Here is a 15,042-nt window from a genome sequence, read left to right on the forward strand (position 1 = left end):
ATGTTCAGTTTTTTCAAGAAAAAACCCCCAAATTCGCCCACCTCGGCCGATGAACCCTCTGCCGGCACTGCGCCCGCCGTGCCCGCAGAGCCTGCGGCAGCCCCCCCGGTGGCTGTGCCCGAGCCCCCGGCTGCAGCGCCCGCCCCGGCCGTCCCCGGCTTCGGCTGGCTGCGCAACCCGTTTGGCGCCAAGGCAGCCGAGCCTGCGCCGGCGCCACCGCCGGCCATCGCACCGCCCCCTCCGGCGGTGCCCACCCCCGCACCCGCCTCCACGCCAGCTCCGGCACCCGTGCCTGCGCCCACCCCGGCAGCGCCTTCTGCCTGGGTGCCCCCGGCACCATTTCCCACCCTCGCGCCTGCGCCGGTGGTGTCAGCGCCAGCGCCCGTGGTGGTGCCAGCCCCCATCCCGGTCCCCGCACCACCTTCACCCGCCGCCCCTGCGGCGGTGGAACGCAAAGGCTGGCTCGACCGGCTCAAGCTCGGCCTGCGCAAGACCGGTACCAGCATCGCCACGGTGTTCACCGGCACCCAGATCGACGATGCGCTCTACGATGAGCTGGAGGAGGCCCTGCTCATGGCCGACACGGGGGTGAAGGCCACAGAGCACCTGCTCACCGACCTGCGCCGCCGCGTGAAGGAAGCCAAGGCCACCGACCCCGCCCAGGTCAAGGGCCTGCTGGCCGATGCCCTGGCCGACCTGCTGCGCCCGCTGGAGAAATCCCTGGTCATCGGCCAGTACACGCCCACCGTGATCATGGTGGCGGGGGTCAATGGAGCGGGCAAGACCACCTCCATCGGCAAGCTCACCAAACACCTCTCGGGCGAAGGCGCGGCCGTGCTGCTCGCGGCGGCCGACACCTTCCGCGCCGCCGCGCGCGAGCAGCTCGGCGTCTGGGCCGACCGCAACACCGTGGAAATCGTGAGCCAGGAGGGCGGCGACCCCGCCGCCGTGAGCTTCGACGCCGTGACCGCAGGCAAGGCCCGCGGCAAGGACGTGGTGCTGGTCGATACGGCCGGCCGCCTGCCCACGCAGCTGCACCTGATGGAAGAGCTCAAGAAGATCCGCCGCGTGGTGACCAAGGCCGACGCCACGGCCCCGCACGAGGTGCTGCTGGTGATCGACGGCAACACCGGCCAGAACGCCCTGGCCCAGGTGCGCGCCTTCGACGACGCTCTGCAGCTCACCGGCCTGATCGTCACCAAGCTCGACGGCACGGCCAAGGGCGGCGTTCTGGCCGCCATCGCGCAGGAGCGCCCGATTCCTGTCTATTTCATCGGCGTGGGCGAAAAGCTCGAAGACCTGGAAACCTTCAACGCCCGTGAATTCGCCCAGGCGCTGCTGACCTGAGAGGCTGCCCCCCGGCCGGTGGCGGAAAACCCGCCAAAATAGCATTTACCACCGGCAGCAATTGCCACATGATGGAACTTCGCTCACGGACTGCGGGGAGGTTCCTTGTTCGTCGAACTGGTCAAAGGCGCGGCCTTGCTGCTGGCCCTGTGCTTTCTGCATGGCGCCAACCTGCGGCTGTGGCGCAGGCAACCGCGCGTGGGCCAGGCGTTCTCGGGGCTGCTGTTCGGCGGCATCTGCATCGTCGGCATGCTCTCGCCCCTGAGCATTGCCCCGGGCGTCATCATCGACGCGCGCTCGGTGGTGCTGGGCATGGCGGGCCTGTTCGGCGGCACCACGGTGGCGCTGCTGGCCGGGGTCATGGCGGCCGGCTGGCGGCTGTGGCTCGGTGGCGCAGGGGCCTTCATCGGCGTGCTGAGCATCATCACCTGCGTGGCTGCCGGCCTCGCCTACCGGCAGGCGCGCCAGCGCTGGCGCCTGAGCGTGGGCATCTGGCCGCTGCTGGCCTTCGGCCTGCTGCTGCACCTGGCCGTGGTGGGGCTGTTCCAGGGGCTGCCCGCCGAGGTGGCGGTGCGCTTCAACGAGAACGTGGCGGTTCCCTACCTGATGATCTTTCCGGTGGCCACGGCACTGTTGGGCGTGCTCCTGCGCGACGTGGAGCAGCGCCAGGCCACCGACTTCGCCCTGGCGGGCAGCGCCGCCCGCCTGCAGGCCATCACCCAGGCCATCCCCGATGCCCTGGTGGTGCTCGACGCGAATGGCCGCTGCCTGGAAATGTTCTCGCACCATGAAGGCGTGCATGCCGTTGGGGCGCCGCAGCGCGTGGGACGGCGCATGCACGATGTGCTGGCCTGCAGCGAGGCGCAGCGGGTGGTGCAGCTGCTGCAGGACACGCTGGCGCTGGGCACGCCACGCAAGCTCGAGTATGCGGTGTACACCGCATCGGGCATCCGCTACTTCGAAGGGCGGGCGCAGCCCCTGGGGGCCGAAGTGGACGGCCAGGCTGCCGTGCTTTTCCTGGCACGCGACATCACCGAGCGCTGGCAGGCGCAGCAGGCGCTGCACGAATCGGAGCTGCGCTTTCGCTCGCTGCTGCTGGGCATCCCGTCGGTGTCGGTGCAGGGCTACCGGGCCGATGGCACCACCACCTACTGGAACAAGGCCTCGGAGGAGCTGTACGGCTACACCGAGCAGGAGGCCCTGGGCAGAAACCTGCTCGAGCTGATCATCCCCGAGCCCATGCACGAGGCCGTGACGACCCAGGTCACGCACATGTTCAGCTCAGGCGAACCCATTCCCGCCGGCGAACTGCGCCTCAAACGCAAGGATGGTTCACCGGTGGACGTGTTTTCAAGCCACGCCTACGTGCACGTGCCGGGCCAGGAGCCCGAGATGTTCTGCATCGACATCGACATCTCCCGGCGCAAGGCCGCCGAAGAAGAAGCGCGCCGCCTGGCCCTGTACGACACCCTGACGCAGTTGCCCAACCGGCGCCTGCTGACCGACCGGCTCGAGCAGGTCATGGCCGCCAGCAGCCGCAATGGCCAGATCGCCGCCACCCTGTTCATCGACCTCGACCATTTCAAGGCCTTGAACGACAGCCGCGGCCATGCCGTGGGCGACCTGCTGCTGCGCGAGGTGGCCACCCGGCTGCGCGCCTGCGTGCGCGAGCAGGACACCGTGGCCCGCCTGGGCGGGGACGAGTTCGTCGTGCTGCTGCAAAGCCTGGGCAAGGACGCCCCCGAGGCCGCGGGCAAGGCCCGCGCCGTGGGCGAGGCCATGCTGGCCGCCCTGCGCGCACCCTATGACCTCGGCGGCCAGCCCTACCGCAGCGAGGCCAGCATCGGCGTGAGCCTGGTGTCCGGCCACACCCTCACGGTGGACGAGGTGCTGCGCCAGGCCGACAACGCGATGTACCAGGCCAAGACCATGGGGCGCAACCGGCTGTATGTGTACCGGACGGATGCCGTCTGAGGGCACCGCGCTCACTGGTCCCCGGCTTCCACCACCCCCACCACAAACGTCAGGAACGCCTGCACCTTGGCGGGCACCTGGTGGCGCGAGGGGTGGACGGTGTGCAGCGGAAAACGCTCGTCAGGCCAGTCGGGAAACAGCTCCACCAGTTGCCCCGCGTCGAGCAGCGCGCGGGTGCCGAAGTCCATGATCTGCGCGATGCCGTAGCCCGCCAGACAAGTGCTCAGCAAGGTGCCTGCATCGTTGACGATCAGCCGGCCATCGGTGGGCACCTGCAGCCGCTTGCGCTTGCGGTGGAACTCCCAGGGGAAGGGCCTGCCGGTGGCGGAATCGCGAAAATCGATGCAGGCATGCCCGTCCTGCGCGATGGCCTGCGGCGTAGCCGGCCGACCATGGCGCGCCAGGTAGGCCGGTGCCGCCACCGTGAGGATGCGCGTGTCGAGCAGCTTGCGCGCCACCAGGGTGGAGTCCGGAAGGTGGCCAAAGCGCACGGCCAGGTCAAAGCCGTCAGCCACCATGTCGCCCAAATGGTCGCGCGTGACCAGGTCCAGCGTCAGCCCGGGGTGCAGGCGCAGAAACTCACCGATCCGCGGCCCCAGCGCCATGCGCGAGAAGAACGGGTCGAGCTGAACGCGCAGGCGGCCGCGCACCAGCGTGCGCCCCATCCCTGCGTCGTTGGCGGCGTCCTCCAGCCCGGCGAGCAGGGGCAGCACCCTGGCATGGAAGCGGCGCCCCTCTTCGGTGAGGCTGACCACGCGCGTGGTGCGGTCGAACAGGCGCACACCCAGCCGCCGCTCGAGCCGGGCCACGGCGCGGCTGACACCGGACTGCGACATGTCCAGTTGCTCACCGGCTGCCGCAAAGCTACCCGCGTCCGCGATGGCAGTGAAGACCCCCAGGCCTGCGAGCAGGCGTTCGTCGAAGCCGGGCATGCATGCCTTCCAGTCATGAGTCAAATGCCATCCATGCTATCGCTGAAATGATCCATCGTCCGCAGAATTCGTCCCGGCGGCAATCGGCCGCTGATTCTCGAGGAGTTGGAACATGTTTGCCATTACCGCCATCACAGGCCAGGTCGGAGGCGCGCTGGCGCGCTCTCTGCTGGCGCAGGGCCAGCCCGTCAGGGCCATCGTACGGGACCCCGGCAAGGCCGCAGCCTGGACAGCCCGGGGCTGCCAGATGGCCCTGGCCGACATGGGCGATGCGCAGGCGCTGGCCCAGGCATTCACCGGTTGCGAGGGTGTCTTCATCCTGCTGCCGCCGCAGTTCGATCCGTCACCCGAGTTTCCCGAATCGCGCGCCGTCATCGCGGCGGTGCGCAGCGCGCTCGAGCAGGCCATGCCGGATCGGGTGGTGGTGCTGTCCACCGTGGGCGCCCAGGCGCCAGAGCCCAACCTGCTGAACCAGCTCGGCCTGTTGGAGCAGGCTCTGGCCGACCTGCCCCTGCCCATCACCTACCTGCGGCCGGCCTGGTTCATGGAGAACCTGCAATGGGACATCGCCGCCGCCCGCGAGCACGGCCTCGTGCCCAGCTACCTGCAGCCGCTGGAGCGGCGCATCCCCATGGTCTCCACCGAAGACGTCGGGCGGGCCGCTGCGGAGCTGCTGGTCGAGCGCTGGACTGGCCAGCGGATCGTGGAACTGGAAGGCCCCGCTGCGGTATCGCCGCTCGACATCGCCCAGGCGCTGGCCCAGCGGCTGGGCCACCCGGTAGGCACCGAGGCCGTGCCGCGCGACGCCTGGGAGGCGTCGTTCCGGGCCCAGGGCATGCGCCACCCCGAGCGCCGCATGCAGATGCTCGATGGGTTCAATGCCGGCTGGCTGTGCTTCGAGGGTTTGCCGCGGCAGGGCCCCACGGGTCTGGCCGAGGTGGTGCGACGTTTGGTGCCCGCGACACAATGACCGAGCCACCAGCCCCGCTACCGCCCGGCGGGTCAGGCAGCACTAGCTGATCCGGTGCACCTCGCCGTTGTGCGGCATGGCGCTTTCGTGGAACAGGTCGGCCAGGTACTGGGCCAGCTCGTCCGCCTCGATGAAATCGGGCACCACCCAGCCCGCCGGTGCGCGCTTGCCGTCCGCACCGATCAGGAACGACTGCCACTGCGCGCCGTGGCGCTGCACTTCGACGATGCGGCCAAAGACGTTGAAGCGGGGGTGCTGGGACATCGGGCTCCTCCAGAAAGACGCTGCGGCCAGGGCGCAGCTGTCCACCGGTTGTAGCAGGTTCCTGGTGGGCGGACCTCAGCGCCCCAGCAGCGCCTCCAAGTCGATGGCCTCGGCCATGGCGCGGTAGCCTGCATCCCCGGGGTGCAAGTGGTCGCCGGAGTCCATCTCGGCGCGCAGGTGCGAGGGGCGGTGCGGGTCGCCCAGCAGCGCATCGAAGTCGGCCACCGCATCGAAGGCCCCGGCCTCGCGGATCCAGCGGTTCACGGCCTGGCGCACGGCGTCCTTCTCGGGCGAATAGTGGCCCGCCAGCGGCGTGCCGGCCAGCGCGTCGCCGAACGGCGGGATGGTGCCGCCCACGATGCGCACATTGTGGGTGCGGGCCATGGCGATGAGCTGGCGGTAGCCGTGCACCAGTTCCTCGGCGCGCAGCGCGCGCTCTTGGGGTGCAAAGGGGCCGCCGGGCCAGCCGATGTCGTTGGTACCCAGCAGCACGACGAGGGCGCGCACGCCGGGCTGGGCGAACACGTCCTGCGCGGCCCGCGTGAGGCCTGCGCGGCCCATGCCGTCGCGCAGCAGGCGGCCGCCGGAGATGCCAGCATTGAGCACGGCCACGCCCCGCCCGGCCAGGCGCTCGGCCAGTACATCGGGCCAGCGCGCGTGGGCGCCGGGTGTGGCGCCATTGCCATCGGTGATGGAATCGCCCAGCGTGACCACGGTCGCGGCCGGCGCGGGGGTCTGCACCACCAGGCCGCTCACATAGACGCGGGTGCTCCACGCGGTGGCATTTGCCGGCAGCTGGTGGGCGGCCGTGAGGTCGCCATCGGCCACATAGGACGTCTGCCGCGCATCGAAGTGAAAGCCGGCTGGCGCGCTGGGCTGCGGCAGGTACAGCGACACGGCGACCTCGGCCAGCGCCGGCAGGGGCAGGTCCACCGCGTCACTGACCCAGCGCGCGCCAGGCGGCACAGTGGTGGCAGCTTGGCCGCCAAAAAGCAGCGGGCGGTCGGTGCCCGGCACGGTGGCAGAGCCCTGCGCATGCCGCGCCACGCGGGCCGCGCCGATGTGCAGCGGCACCGCACTGCCCTCGTTGCTGAGCACCACGCGCAATTTCGCGCCGCCGATGCTCAGGCGCGCCACTTGGCGGATGGTCTGCTGGTGGTACTGGAACGGCAGGCCCAGCGGCAGCACGAAGTCGCCGCCCCACAGCGGCTGGGGGGCGGCCATCCAGCTCGGACTCCAGTGTTCTGCAGCGGCGGGAAGCGCGGCGGCAGCCACGGCCAATGCCAGCGCGGCGCGGCGCATGCGCGCGGTGAGACTCCAGGGGGTGTTCATGGTGGCAGATCCTTGCGAATTGGAGACAGAAGAGGCCAATGTCTTTCATTCCACATTCCATGAACAGCCGGCAAAATGGCATGGTCTTCATTCGTAAATGGAATACCCATGGACACCCTGCGCGCGTTGGCGGCCCTGGTTCACAGCGTGGAACTGGGCAGCCTGTCGGGCGCGGCGCGCGCCATGCACACCACCCAGCCCACCGTGAGCAAGCTGGTGGACGCTCTGGAGCAGTCGCTGGGCGTGCGCCTGTTGCGCCGTTCCCCCACCGGGCTGAGCCTGACCGAGGAAGGCCAGCGCTTTCACGAGCACGCGCGGCGCATGCTCGAAGCCCATGGCGAGGCGGTGGCCGATGTGCGCCAGCGCAGCACCCAGCCACGCGGCCTGCTGCGCGTGAGCGCACCGGTGGCCCTGGGCCAGTGCCGGCTCAATGCCTGGGCCGGCGAGTTCCTGGCCACCTACCCCGACATCGCGTTGGAGCTGGTGCTGGACGACCGCTTCATCCATCCGCTGGAAGAACGCATCGATGTCTCACTGCGCCTGGGTGGCCCGCTGCCGCCGGACCTGGTCGCGCGCCACCTGGGCACCTGGCCGCGCGTGCTGGTGGCCGCGCCGGCCTACCTGGCGGCACGCGGCAAACCGCGCCAGCCAGAGGACCTGCTGGCACACGACTACCTGCGCTATGCCGCCGGTGACGACGGCGTGCTGCTGCAGGGCCCGGCCGGCCCCGTCAACGTACCGGTGCACAGCCGCTACCGCGTGAACAATGCCGTGGCCCTGCTCGACAGCGTGCTGGCCGGTGCCGGCATCTCCCTGCAGCCCACCTGGATGGTGGCCGGGCTGCTGGCCGAGGGCCGGCTGGCGCGCGTGCTGCCCCGGTACACCGGCCCGACCCAAAAGGCGCACCTGCTGTACCCTGCCCGCCCCTACCTGCCCCAACGGGTGCGCGTGCTGGTGGATTTTCTGAGCGAGCGCGTGGCCCTGCTGCCGGGCAAGGCCAAATCTGCGCCTTAACGCAGGCCGAGCCGTGCCAGTTTCTTGATGAGCCCCACGCGCGAGATGCCCAGGCGCCGCGCAGCCTCCGACTGGTTGCCGCCGGCCGACTGCAGGGCATCGCGCACCAGCCGGCGCTCCAGTTCTGCCAGCGCGGCGTCGAGCGGCCCCAGGCCTTCCAAGGGGGCGGCGGGCTCGGCAGGCAGATCCCCGTCCGCCTCCCCCGCGGCCAGCCGCAGCAGTGGCGCATCGACCTCGGGCTGGTCTGGCAGCAAGAGCGCCCCTGCCGCCTCGATCAAGGCTTTGAGCTCGCGCACATTGCCAGGCCATTCGCGCGCCGCCAGCCAGGCCAGGGCATCGCCCGACAGGCCGGCGCGCGGCGCCACGCGGTGCAGGAAGCGCGTGGCCAGCAGCGGCACGTCGGCCGGCCGCTCGCTGAGCGCCGGGGTGCGCAGCACCACGCCCTTGAGGCGGTAGTACAGGTCTTCGCGGAAACTGCCCTCGCGCACCATGGCCTCCAGGTCGCGGTGCGTGGCGGCCACCACGCGCACCTCGGCCCTTTTAGTGCTGCGCCCGCCCACGGGCACGAAGGTGCCCTCCTGCAAAAAGCGCAGCAGCTTGACCTGCATGGGCGGCGGCATTTCGCCCACCTCGTCGAGGAACAGGGTGCCGCCGTGGGCCACCTCGACCAGGCCCGGCTGGTCGCGGTAGGCGCCGGTGAAGCTGCCCTTGAGGTGGCCGAAGAGCTCGCTCTCCAGCAGCTCGGCCGACAGCGCGCCGCAGTGGATGGCGACAAAGGCGTTGGCCGACTGCGGGCTGCAGGCATGCAGGGCGCGCGCCACCAGCTCCTTGCCGCTGCCGGTGGGGCCCAGCACCAGCACGCTGACCCGCGTGGGCCCCACGCGCCGCACCATGGCGCGCAGTTGCACCGTGGCCTGGGCCTGGCCGACCAGACCCATGTCATCGCCCGCCTGCACCGCGCGCAGGCTGCGCAGCTCGGCATCGAGCCGGGCCTTGCGCAGCGCCCGCGCGATGACGAAGCGCAGCATGTCCGGGTCGATGGGCTTGGTGAGGAAGTCCCAGGCGCCGAGTTCGGCGGCGCGCAAGGCCAGCTCGTGGTCGCCATGGCCGGACCAGACGATGACCGGCACCCGTGCAAAGCGCGGCACCAGCTCCAGCCCGGCCTCGGGGTCCATGGTGGGCGGCATGGCCAGGTCCAGCAGCACCAGGTCGGGCGCCGGCTGCGTGGCAAACGCGGCCAGGGCCTGTTCGGCATCGCCCGCGACGAGCACCTCATGGCCCAGCCCACGCAGGAAATTGGCGCCCAGGCGCTGGAAGGCCGGTTCGTCATCGACCAGCAGGATGCGGCCGTGGTCCGCAGCGTCAGGTGGGGTTGGCATGGTTCAGGGGAAAGCTCAGGGTGAAACAGGTGGTCCAGGGCGGCCGTTCGGTGAGCGCAACCGAGCCCCCGTGGGCAGCCAGGGTGCGCGCCACGATGGCCAGGCCCAGGCCAGTGCCACCCGGGCTGCGCGAGGCAAAGGGCTCGAACAGCCGGTGGCGGATTTCCTCAGGCACGCCCTGGCCGTCGTCGCAGACATGCAGCAGCACGGCATCGGCACGCTGCTCGGCGTCGATGTGCACGTGGACCGGGGCCTCGGCGCCGGATGCAGCGCGCGCGTTCTCCAGCAGGTTGGTCAGTGCCTGCTCCACACGCCGTGCGTCGCCGTTGATCATGAGGGGCTGCTGCAGCCCGGGCCCCAGCGTGCAGTGCGGCAGCCGGCCAGCGCTGACGCGCACCTGGGCCGCCAGGTCGTAGCGCTGGGGCACCAGCTTCCAAGGCTTGGCGTAGTCGAGCAGGTCGTTGCTCAGGTGGGCGATGCGCCCCACCTGGCTGGCCACCTCGCGGCGCACCTCGGGCGGGGCGGTGGCCACGGCCATGGCGATGATGTTCAGCGGGTTGCGGATGTCGTGCGCCACGGTGGCGGCCAGCGAGCCCAGCTCGGCCAGGCGCGCCTGCAGCTGGCGCTCGCGCTCGCGCGCCGCGATCTGCTCGCCCTGGGCCACGCGCTCGGCCGCATCGGCGACCACCGTGCCGAACAGCTCGGCCACGCGCCGCGGCCCGGGGGGCGCGGCCTCCCAGCCGTGCAGGGTGATGGCCCAGCCGGGGCCAGAACGTGTGCCCCGCAGGCAGGGCATGCCGCCGGGGGGCGGTTCAGCGCCCTCGCCCAGCAGCACCCGCACCTCGGTGCCCGTGCGGCGGCTGAGCAGGCGGCTGGCCTCGTTTTCCAACGCGTGCATGCTGTCGGCCGCCTGCAGCGCCTGGCGCCAGGACTGCAGGTCGGCCGCCGACACGGCGCCGCCCGGGTACACCAGGCGCTCGGCGAACTGGCGCACCGGGCCGTTGAGCGCAATGCAACTGGCCGCCACCACCAGGCCACCGGCCCAGCGCGATTCGATGGGCAGCAGCGGGATCAGCGCCACCATGGCCGCGCCAGCGGCCAGCAGCAGGGCCCAGGCGAGCGCCCGGCGCGCCCAGGCGTTGGCGACGAAGACGCCATAGCGCAGGATGCCGTAGACCAGGATCACCGGGTAGAACGGCAGCCCCAGCAGCGGGTAGGGGTAGACCGGCAGGTCCAGGATCACGATGCCGTAGCCGGCCAGGCACAGCAGGCCCCACAGGCAGGACGCGGTCACCGCCGCGATCTGGTTGAAGGCCGGGCGCCGCGCGCGCGCCAGCGCCGTGAGCAGCACGGCGACCCCGCCGGTGCCCAGGAGGATCCAGGCCAGGCTGGCCGTCCAGCCCACCGTGTTGGCGACGGCGATGTAGCCCACATGCGGCTTGTGCACCAGCTCGGCCGGCAGCAGCACCTGCGCCGCCAGCGTCGCCGAGCCGCCCAGCACATAGGCTGCCACCACGCCCCAGCGAGGCAGCGGCACGCGGCAGAACACCACGCAGAAGTGGAAGAAGAACGCCGACGTGAGGGGCGCAAAGGCCAGCAGCGCGAAGGTCAGCGGCTGGTGCGCCGGCCCGATCCAGTTGGGAAGCTCGTTGCCCGTGATCCAGATGGCAATGCCGGTCAGAAAGGCCGCCAGCAGCCGGGCGCCAGCCACCCGGTCGGCCCACCACAGCAGCATGCCGGCCAGGGCCAGGGTTTCGACGATCGAGAAGCCGAGGACGGCGCGGATGAGCATGGAGGGGATGGGTGGCGAGAGGGTGGGCCTGTCGCCAGCGTTGACAACCAGGCCTGCGCGCACTGTAAACGAAGTATGCAGGCCGCTGATGAAAATCCAAATGAATCAAGGGCTTGCGACCGCACAGCAGGCTGGCCTGGTTTTCGCAAAAGGAGGGGGCAAGCAGCCCCACAGGAAACCCGCCATGCCCTCCACCTCCCTGACCTCCTTCGCCCCTGCAGCCCACGCCGCACGGCACCTCGACCTGGCCGACTATGTGGGCGCCGCGGGCTGGGCCCGTTTGCCGGCCGCCGTGCGGCGGCGCTTCGGTGCCGGCCACCCGGACGTGGAATACACCGGCCACATGGAGCTGCGCTGCTCCGCCATTGGCCGCCTGTACGCCGGCCTGTCGCGCGCCTTCGGCAGCCCGCTCACCGGGCTGCGGGCTAGCGGTCTTGCGGCCACCGTGCGCGTCCGGAGCAACGGCCAGGGCGGCGTGGTGTGGGAGCGCCTGTTCGGTGACGCGGCGGGTGCAGCCACCGTGCGCTCGACCAAGGAGCCCGGCGCGGGCGGTCAGCTCACGGAACGCACCGACGGCGGCCTGTCCATGGCCCTTGACGTGTTCGAAGAGGACGGCAGCCTGGTCTTCCACAGCCGCCGCTTCTTCCTGGCGCTGGGCCGGCTGCGCATTCCGGTGCCGCAATGGCTGTCGCCCGGCCAGTGCTGCGTGACCCACACCGACCTGGGCGGCGGCGATTTCCGCTTCACCCTGTCCATGGCGCACCCGCTGTGGGGAGAAACCTTTTACCAGTCGGGTGTCTTCACCGACCCTCTGCACGTCGAATGAATAAGTGAATGAGTGAGTCCACCATGCATACCGTTTTTCTGCTCCTGTCCTTCCAGTCCGTGCTCGGCGCCTTCGACAACCTCTGGCACCACGAATGGGAGGCGCGCCTGCCGCAGCGCGTCTCGGCGCGCCGCGAGCTGGCGCTGCATGCGGCGCGCGAGGCGCTGTACGGCCTGGTCTTTCTGGGCCTGGCCTGGTTCGAGTGGCGCGGCGCGATGGCCGGTGTGCTGGCGCTGGTCCTGGCCGCCGAGGTGCTGGTCACCCTGGCCGACTTCCTGGAAGAAGACCGCACACGCCGGCTGCCGCCGTTCGAGCGCCTGCTGCACACCGTGCTCACCATCAGCTATGGGGCCTTCGTGGCGCTGATGGTGCCGGTGTTGCATGATTGGGCTTCAATGACCACCGCACTGCACTTCCACCCCCACGGCTGGGTCTCCTGGCTCTTCACGCTGTACGGCGCGGGCGTGCTCGCGTGGAGCGCGCGCAATGTGCGTGCCGTACGCCGGCTGGGGCGCGCGGCCGCGCAGCAGGCATCGGCGCCTGCCCCCGGGGCGCACACGCCGCCCTCGGGGCCGGCGGTGCTGGTCACGGGCGCCACCGGCTTTGTAGGCAGCGCCCTGGTGCGGCAGTTGCAGGCCGAGGGCCGGCGCGTCATCGCCCTGTCGCGCGATGCACGGCAGGCACAGGGCCTGCTCGGCCCCGGCATGTGGGTGGTGGAGAGCCTGGACCAGATACCCAGCGAAACCCACATCGGCGCCGTGGTGCATCTGGCGGGCGCCCGGGTGCTGGGCCGGCCCTGGACTGCCGCGCGCCGGCGCGCGCTGGTCGAAAGCCGCACGCAGGTGGCGATTGCCCTGGTGCAGCTGATGCGGCGGCTGCAGCAGGTGCCGCAGGTGCTGGTGAGCGCATCGGCCGTGGGCTACTACGGCGCGGCCAACAACCTCGATGGCGCGGCCCTGGCCGAGGACGGCCCGCCCCAGCCCGGCGAATTCCAGTCCGACCTGTGCGTAGCCATAGAGCATGAGGCGCGGCGCGCCGAGGCCCTGGGCGTGCGCGTGGTACGGCTGCGCCTGGGCGTGGTGCTGGGCCGGGGCGATGGCGCCTACCCCATGCTGGCCCTGGGCGCCCGATTCGGGCTGGGCGCGGTGCTCGGCTCGGGCCGGCAGCCGGCGCCGTGGATCCACCTGGCCGATGCGCTGGGGCTGATCCGCTTTGGCCTGGCGCACCCGGCGCTGGAGGGTGCGGTCAACGCCGTGGCGCCAGAGACGCCATCGCAGGCAGGTTTCAGCCGGGCGCTGGCGCAGTCCTTCGGCCGCAGGGTTTTCCTGCGCATGCCCGGGGCGCCGCTGCGCTGGCTGCTGGGCGAGATGGCCACCCTGCTGCTCGACGGGCAGCACCCGGAGCCCCGGGCCGCACTGCAGGCCGGCTACCGCTTCGAGCATCCCACCCTGGCCGGAGCGCTGCGCGACCTGGCCGGGTGAGAGGCTGTGGATTCTTCAGGCGCGGGCTGCGCGTGCGCGGCCGCGCTGGTTGGACACCACCACGTTGTCCTTGGCCAGGGGCTGGCCATCGCGCACCGCGGCCAGCCAGCCTTCGGTGCTGGCCACCGCCGCGAAGTTGCTCTGGAAGACGACGCTGAAGACGCGGTGGATCTCTTCGGCGCTGGCATAGCCCGCCGCGTTTTCGTAGGGCAGCGCACCCGTGGCGTCGGAGAGGAACTCCACCGCCAGCCCGCGGTGCATGGCCTCGAACACGGTGGAGGCATCGCAGTTGTGCGTCATGTAGCCAATGACGCTGAGCGTGTCGATGCCGTTGTCGGCGATCCACTGCGCCAGGTCGGTGCCCGTGAAGGCGCTGGGCGTGGCCTTGGTGACCAGGTGGTCGCGGTGGCGGCGCGCCACTTCGGGGTGCAGCTGGCCATTGTGGGCATCGGCCTGGAACACCGGCGCGCCCTTGGGCGCATGGTGCTGCACCACCACCACCTTCACGCCGGCGGCGTGGGCACCATCCATGGCCTGCAGGATGCGGGGCAGGCTTTGCTGCACAGGCGGGTATTCGATGGGCAGCAGGCCGCCGTCAAAGTACTCGTTCTGGACATCGATGACGATCAGGGCGCGGCGGGGTGCAGTGGACATGGCAAGGCTCCGTTCTGGTGGTTGATGGGCTCGATCTTAGGGTCTGGTCCGTTCTTTCGATAGTGGCCCGAATGCCAATCATCGATAGAATCGGGCCATGTTGCTCCACAAACCAGAGACCGTTGCCGTGGTCGCGTTCGACGGCATCAGCCCGTTCCACCTTTCGGTGCCCTGCCTGGTCTTTGGCGAGGACCGCGATGAGGACCGCGGCCACCGCTTCGCGCTCTCGGTCTGCGCCGCGGCGCCTGGCGCGCTGCGCACCAATGCAGGCTTTGCGATCCAAGTTGCGCACGGGCTGGAAATTTTGCGCAAGGCCCAGATCATCGTCGTGCCCTCGTGGTTCGACGACACCCGCGCGGCGCCGCCCGAACTGCTGGACGCGCTGCGCAAAGCGCACCGCCGCGGCGCGACCATCGTGGGCCTGTGCCTGGGGGCCTTCGTGCTGGCCGAAGCGGGTTTGCTCGAAGGCCGCACGGCCACCACCCACTGGTACCTGGCCGAGCGCTTTTCCGAGCGCTACCCCCGCGTGCAGCTGCAGCCCGAGGTGCTGTACGTGGACCATGGCGACGTGCTCACCTCGGCCGGCACGGCTGCCGGCATCGACTGCTGCCTGCACCTGCTGCGCGTGCGCCACGGCGCCGATGCGGCCAACCGCGCGGCGCGCCGCATGGTGGTGGCGCCGCACCGCCAGGGCGGGCAGGCCCAATACATCGAGACCCCCGTGCGCGCCGCGCCCGAACGCGACCGCCTGAGCCCCGTGATCGACTGGATGCTGCAGAACCTGCAGCATCCGCACGACCTCGATGCACTGGCCGGCAAGGCGCTGATGAGCCGCAGGAGCTTCACGCGCAACTTCCGTGAGGCCATGGGCACCACCGTGGGCCAGTGGCTGCTGCACCAGCGCCTGGCCCTGGCCCAGCGCCTGCTGGAAACCACCGAGGCATCCATCGAAGCGGTGGCCGACCAGGCCGGCTTCGGCACCCCGGCCTCGCTGCGACAGCACTTCGCGGCGGCGCTCAAGGTCTCGCCGCTGGCCTACCGCAGGCAGTTTCGCACGACTTGAGGGCCACCTGGGCC

At 70.8% G+C, this 15,042-nt stretch carries 13 protein-coding genes; 7 read left to right on the forward strand and 6 right to left on the reverse strand.

The window, feature by feature from the left end; genetic code table 11:
- Together ftsY and AC07X5_RS06515 are read left to right on the forward strand one after the other, a co-directional pair.
- The gene (ftsY, locus tag AC07X5_RS06510; RefSeq protein WP_494769488.1) at positions 1-1,347 is read left to right on the forward strand and encodes a signal recognition particle-docking protein FtsY; all 1,347 of its coding nucleotides are present in this window, start codon (positions 1-3) and stop codon (positions 1,345-1,347) included.
- A 105-nt stretch (positions 1,348-1,452) separates the two neighbouring features.
- The gene (locus AC07X5_RS06515) at positions 1,453-3,321 is read left to right on the forward strand and encodes a diguanylate cyclase domain-containing protein (RefSeq protein ID WP_494769489.1); all 1,869 of its coding nucleotides are present in this window, start codon (positions 1,453-1,455) and stop codon (positions 3,319-3,321) included.
- A gap of 11 nt (positions 3,322-3,332) precedes the next feature.
- On the opposite strand, the gene AC07X5_RS06520 is transcribed toward AC07X5_RS06515, so the two are convergent.
- Entirely contained in the window at positions 3,333-4,253 is a 921-nt protein-coding gene (locus AC07X5_RS06520) for a LysR family transcriptional regulator (RefSeq protein WP_494769490.1), read from the reverse strand.
- Positions 4,254-4,365: 112 nt separating this feature from the next.
- Between AC07X5_RS06520 and AC07X5_RS06525 the strand changes: the two genes are divergently transcribed.
- On the forward strand, positions 4,366-5,223 hold the full coding sequence (locus AC07X5_RS06525) for an NmrA family NAD(P)-binding protein (RefSeq protein WP_494769491.1): 858 nt from the start codon (positions 4,366-4,368) through the stop codon (positions 5,221-5,223).
- Positions 5,224-5,265: 42 nt separating this feature from the next.
- Here AC07X5_RS06525 and AC07X5_RS06530 read toward each other — a convergent pair whose 3' ends face one another.
- Complete coding sequence (locus AC07X5_RS06530; RefSeq protein ID WP_007861526.1) at positions 5,266-5,487, reverse strand: DUF7661 family protein; 222 nt, start codon at positions 5,485-5,487, stop codon at positions 5,266-5,268.
- A gap of 75 nt (positions 5,488-5,562) precedes the next feature.
- The gene (locus tag AC07X5_RS06535; RefSeq protein ID WP_494769492.1) at positions 5,563-6,819 is read right to left on the reverse strand and encodes an SGNH/GDSL hydrolase family protein; all 1,257 of its coding nucleotides are present in this window, start codon (positions 6,817-6,819) and stop codon (positions 5,563-5,565) included.
- 108 nt (positions 6,820-6,927) lie between these two features.
- Here AC07X5_RS06535 and AC07X5_RS06540 point away from each other — a divergent pair, with 108 nt between their 5' ends.
- Positions 6,928-7,833, forward strand: a complete 906-nt coding sequence (locus AC07X5_RS06540; RefSeq protein WP_494769493.1) for a LysR family transcriptional regulator — start codon at positions 6,928-6,930, stop codon at positions 7,831-7,833.
- Here the strand turns inward: AC07X5_RS06540 and AC07X5_RS06545 are convergent.
- Together AC07X5_RS06545 and AC07X5_RS06550 are read right to left on the reverse strand one after the other, a co-directional pair.
- Positions 7,830-9,212: a sigma-54-dependent transcriptional regulator gene (locus tag AC07X5_RS06545; RefSeq protein WP_494769494.1), complete on the reverse strand. Its 1,383-nt coding sequence runs from the start codon at positions 9,210-9,212 to the stop codon at positions 7,830-7,832. The two genes, AC07X5_RS06540 and AC07X5_RS06545, sit on opposite strands and share 4 nt — an antisense overlap.
- The gene (locus AC07X5_RS06550; RefSeq protein WP_494769495.1) at positions 9,196-11,004 is read right to left on the reverse strand and encodes a sensor histidine kinase; all 1,809 of its coding nucleotides are present in this window, start codon (positions 11,002-11,004) and stop codon (positions 9,196-9,198) included. Before AC07X5_RS06550 ends, AC07X5_RS06545 begins: the two co-directional genes overlap by 17 nt.
- A 184-nt stretch (positions 11,005-11,188) precedes the next feature.
- On the opposite strand from AC07X5_RS06550, the gene AC07X5_RS06555 reads away from it, so the two are divergent.
- Positions 11,189-11,830, forward strand: a complete 642-nt coding sequence (locus tag AC07X5_RS06555) for a DUF4166 domain-containing protein (RefSeq protein ID WP_494769496.1) — start codon at positions 11,189-11,191, stop codon at positions 11,828-11,830.
- Between the two features lie 23 nt (positions 11,831-11,853).
- The gene (locus AC07X5_RS06560; protein WP_494769497.1) at positions 11,854-13,311 is read left to right on the forward strand and encodes a TIGR01777 family oxidoreductase; all 1,458 of its coding nucleotides are present in this window, start codon (positions 11,854-11,856) and stop codon (positions 13,309-13,311) included.
- 15 nt (positions 13,312-13,326) lie between these two features.
- Here the strand turns inward: AC07X5_RS06560 and AC07X5_RS06565 are convergent, their stop codons facing one another.
- Complete coding sequence (locus tag AC07X5_RS06565) at positions 13,327-13,965, reverse strand: cysteine hydrolase family protein (RefSeq protein WP_409956459.1); 639 nt, start codon at positions 13,963-13,965, stop codon at positions 13,327-13,329.
- A 97-nt stretch (positions 13,966-14,062) separates the two neighbouring features.
- Here AC07X5_RS06565 and AC07X5_RS06570 point away from each other — a divergent pair, with 97 nt between their 5' ends.
- Positions 14,063-15,028 carry a GlxA family transcriptional regulator gene (locus AC07X5_RS06570; RefSeq protein WP_494769498.1) on the forward strand — a complete coding sequence of 322 codons (966 nt, stop codon included), beginning with the start codon at positions 14,063-14,065 and terminating at the stop codon, positions 15,026-15,028.
- The last annotated feature ends 14 nt before the right edge of the window (positions 15,029-15,042 follow it).

The organism is Acidovorax sp. GW458-11-26-14-TSB4 (assembly GCF_059423865.1).

Excerpts from the sequence above, each read along its gene's own strand:
- AC07X5_RS06565 (WP_409956459.1), bottom strand. The coding sequence starts at position 13,965 with ATGTCCACTGCACCCCGCCGCGCCCTGATCGTCATCGATGTCCAGAAC.
- AC07X5_RS06535 (WP_494769492.1), bottom strand. The coding sequence starts at position 6,819 with ATGAACACCCCCTGGAGTCTCACCGCGCGCATGCGCCGCGCCGCGCTG.
- AC07X5_RS06550 (WP_494769495.1), bottom strand. The coding sequence starts at position 11,004 with ATGCTCATCCGCGCCGTCCTCGGCTTCTCGATCGTCGAAACCCTGGCC.
- AC07X5_RS06555 (WP_494769496.1), top strand. The coding sequence starts at position 11,189 with ATGCCCTCCACCTCCCTGACCTCCTTCGCCCCTGCAGCCCACGCCGCA.
- AC07X5_RS06520 (WP_494769490.1), bottom strand. The coding sequence starts at position 4,253 with ATGCCCGGCTTCGACGAACGCCTGCTCGCAGGCCTGGGGGTCTTCACT.
- AC07X5_RS06545 (WP_494769494.1), bottom strand. The coding sequence starts at position 9,212 with ATGCCAACCCCACCTGACGCTGCGGACCACGGCCGCATCCTGCTGGTC.
- AC07X5_RS06540 (WP_494769493.1), top strand. The coding sequence starts at position 6,928 with ATGGACACCCTGCGCGCGTTGGCGGCCCTGGTTCACAGCGTGGAACTG.
- AC07X5_RS06530 (WP_007861526.1), bottom strand. The coding sequence starts at position 5,487 with ATGTCCCAGCACCCCCGCTTCAACGTCTTTGGCCGCATCGTCGAAGTG.
- ftsY (WP_494769488.1), top strand. The coding sequence starts at position 1 with ATGTTCAGTTTTTTCAAGAAAAAACCCCCAAATTCGCCCACCTCGGCC.
- AC07X5_RS06525 (WP_494769491.1), top strand. The coding sequence starts at position 4,366 with ATGTTTGCCATTACCGCCATCACAGGCCAGGTCGGAGGCGCGCTGGCG.
- AC07X5_RS06560 (WP_494769497.1), top strand. The coding sequence starts at position 11,854 with ATGCATACCGTTTTTCTGCTCCTGTCCTTCCAGTCCGTGCTCGGCGCC.
- AC07X5_RS06570 (WP_494769498.1), top strand. The coding sequence starts at position 14,063 with ATGTTGCTCCACAAACCAGAGACCGTTGCCGTGGTCGCGTTCGACGGC.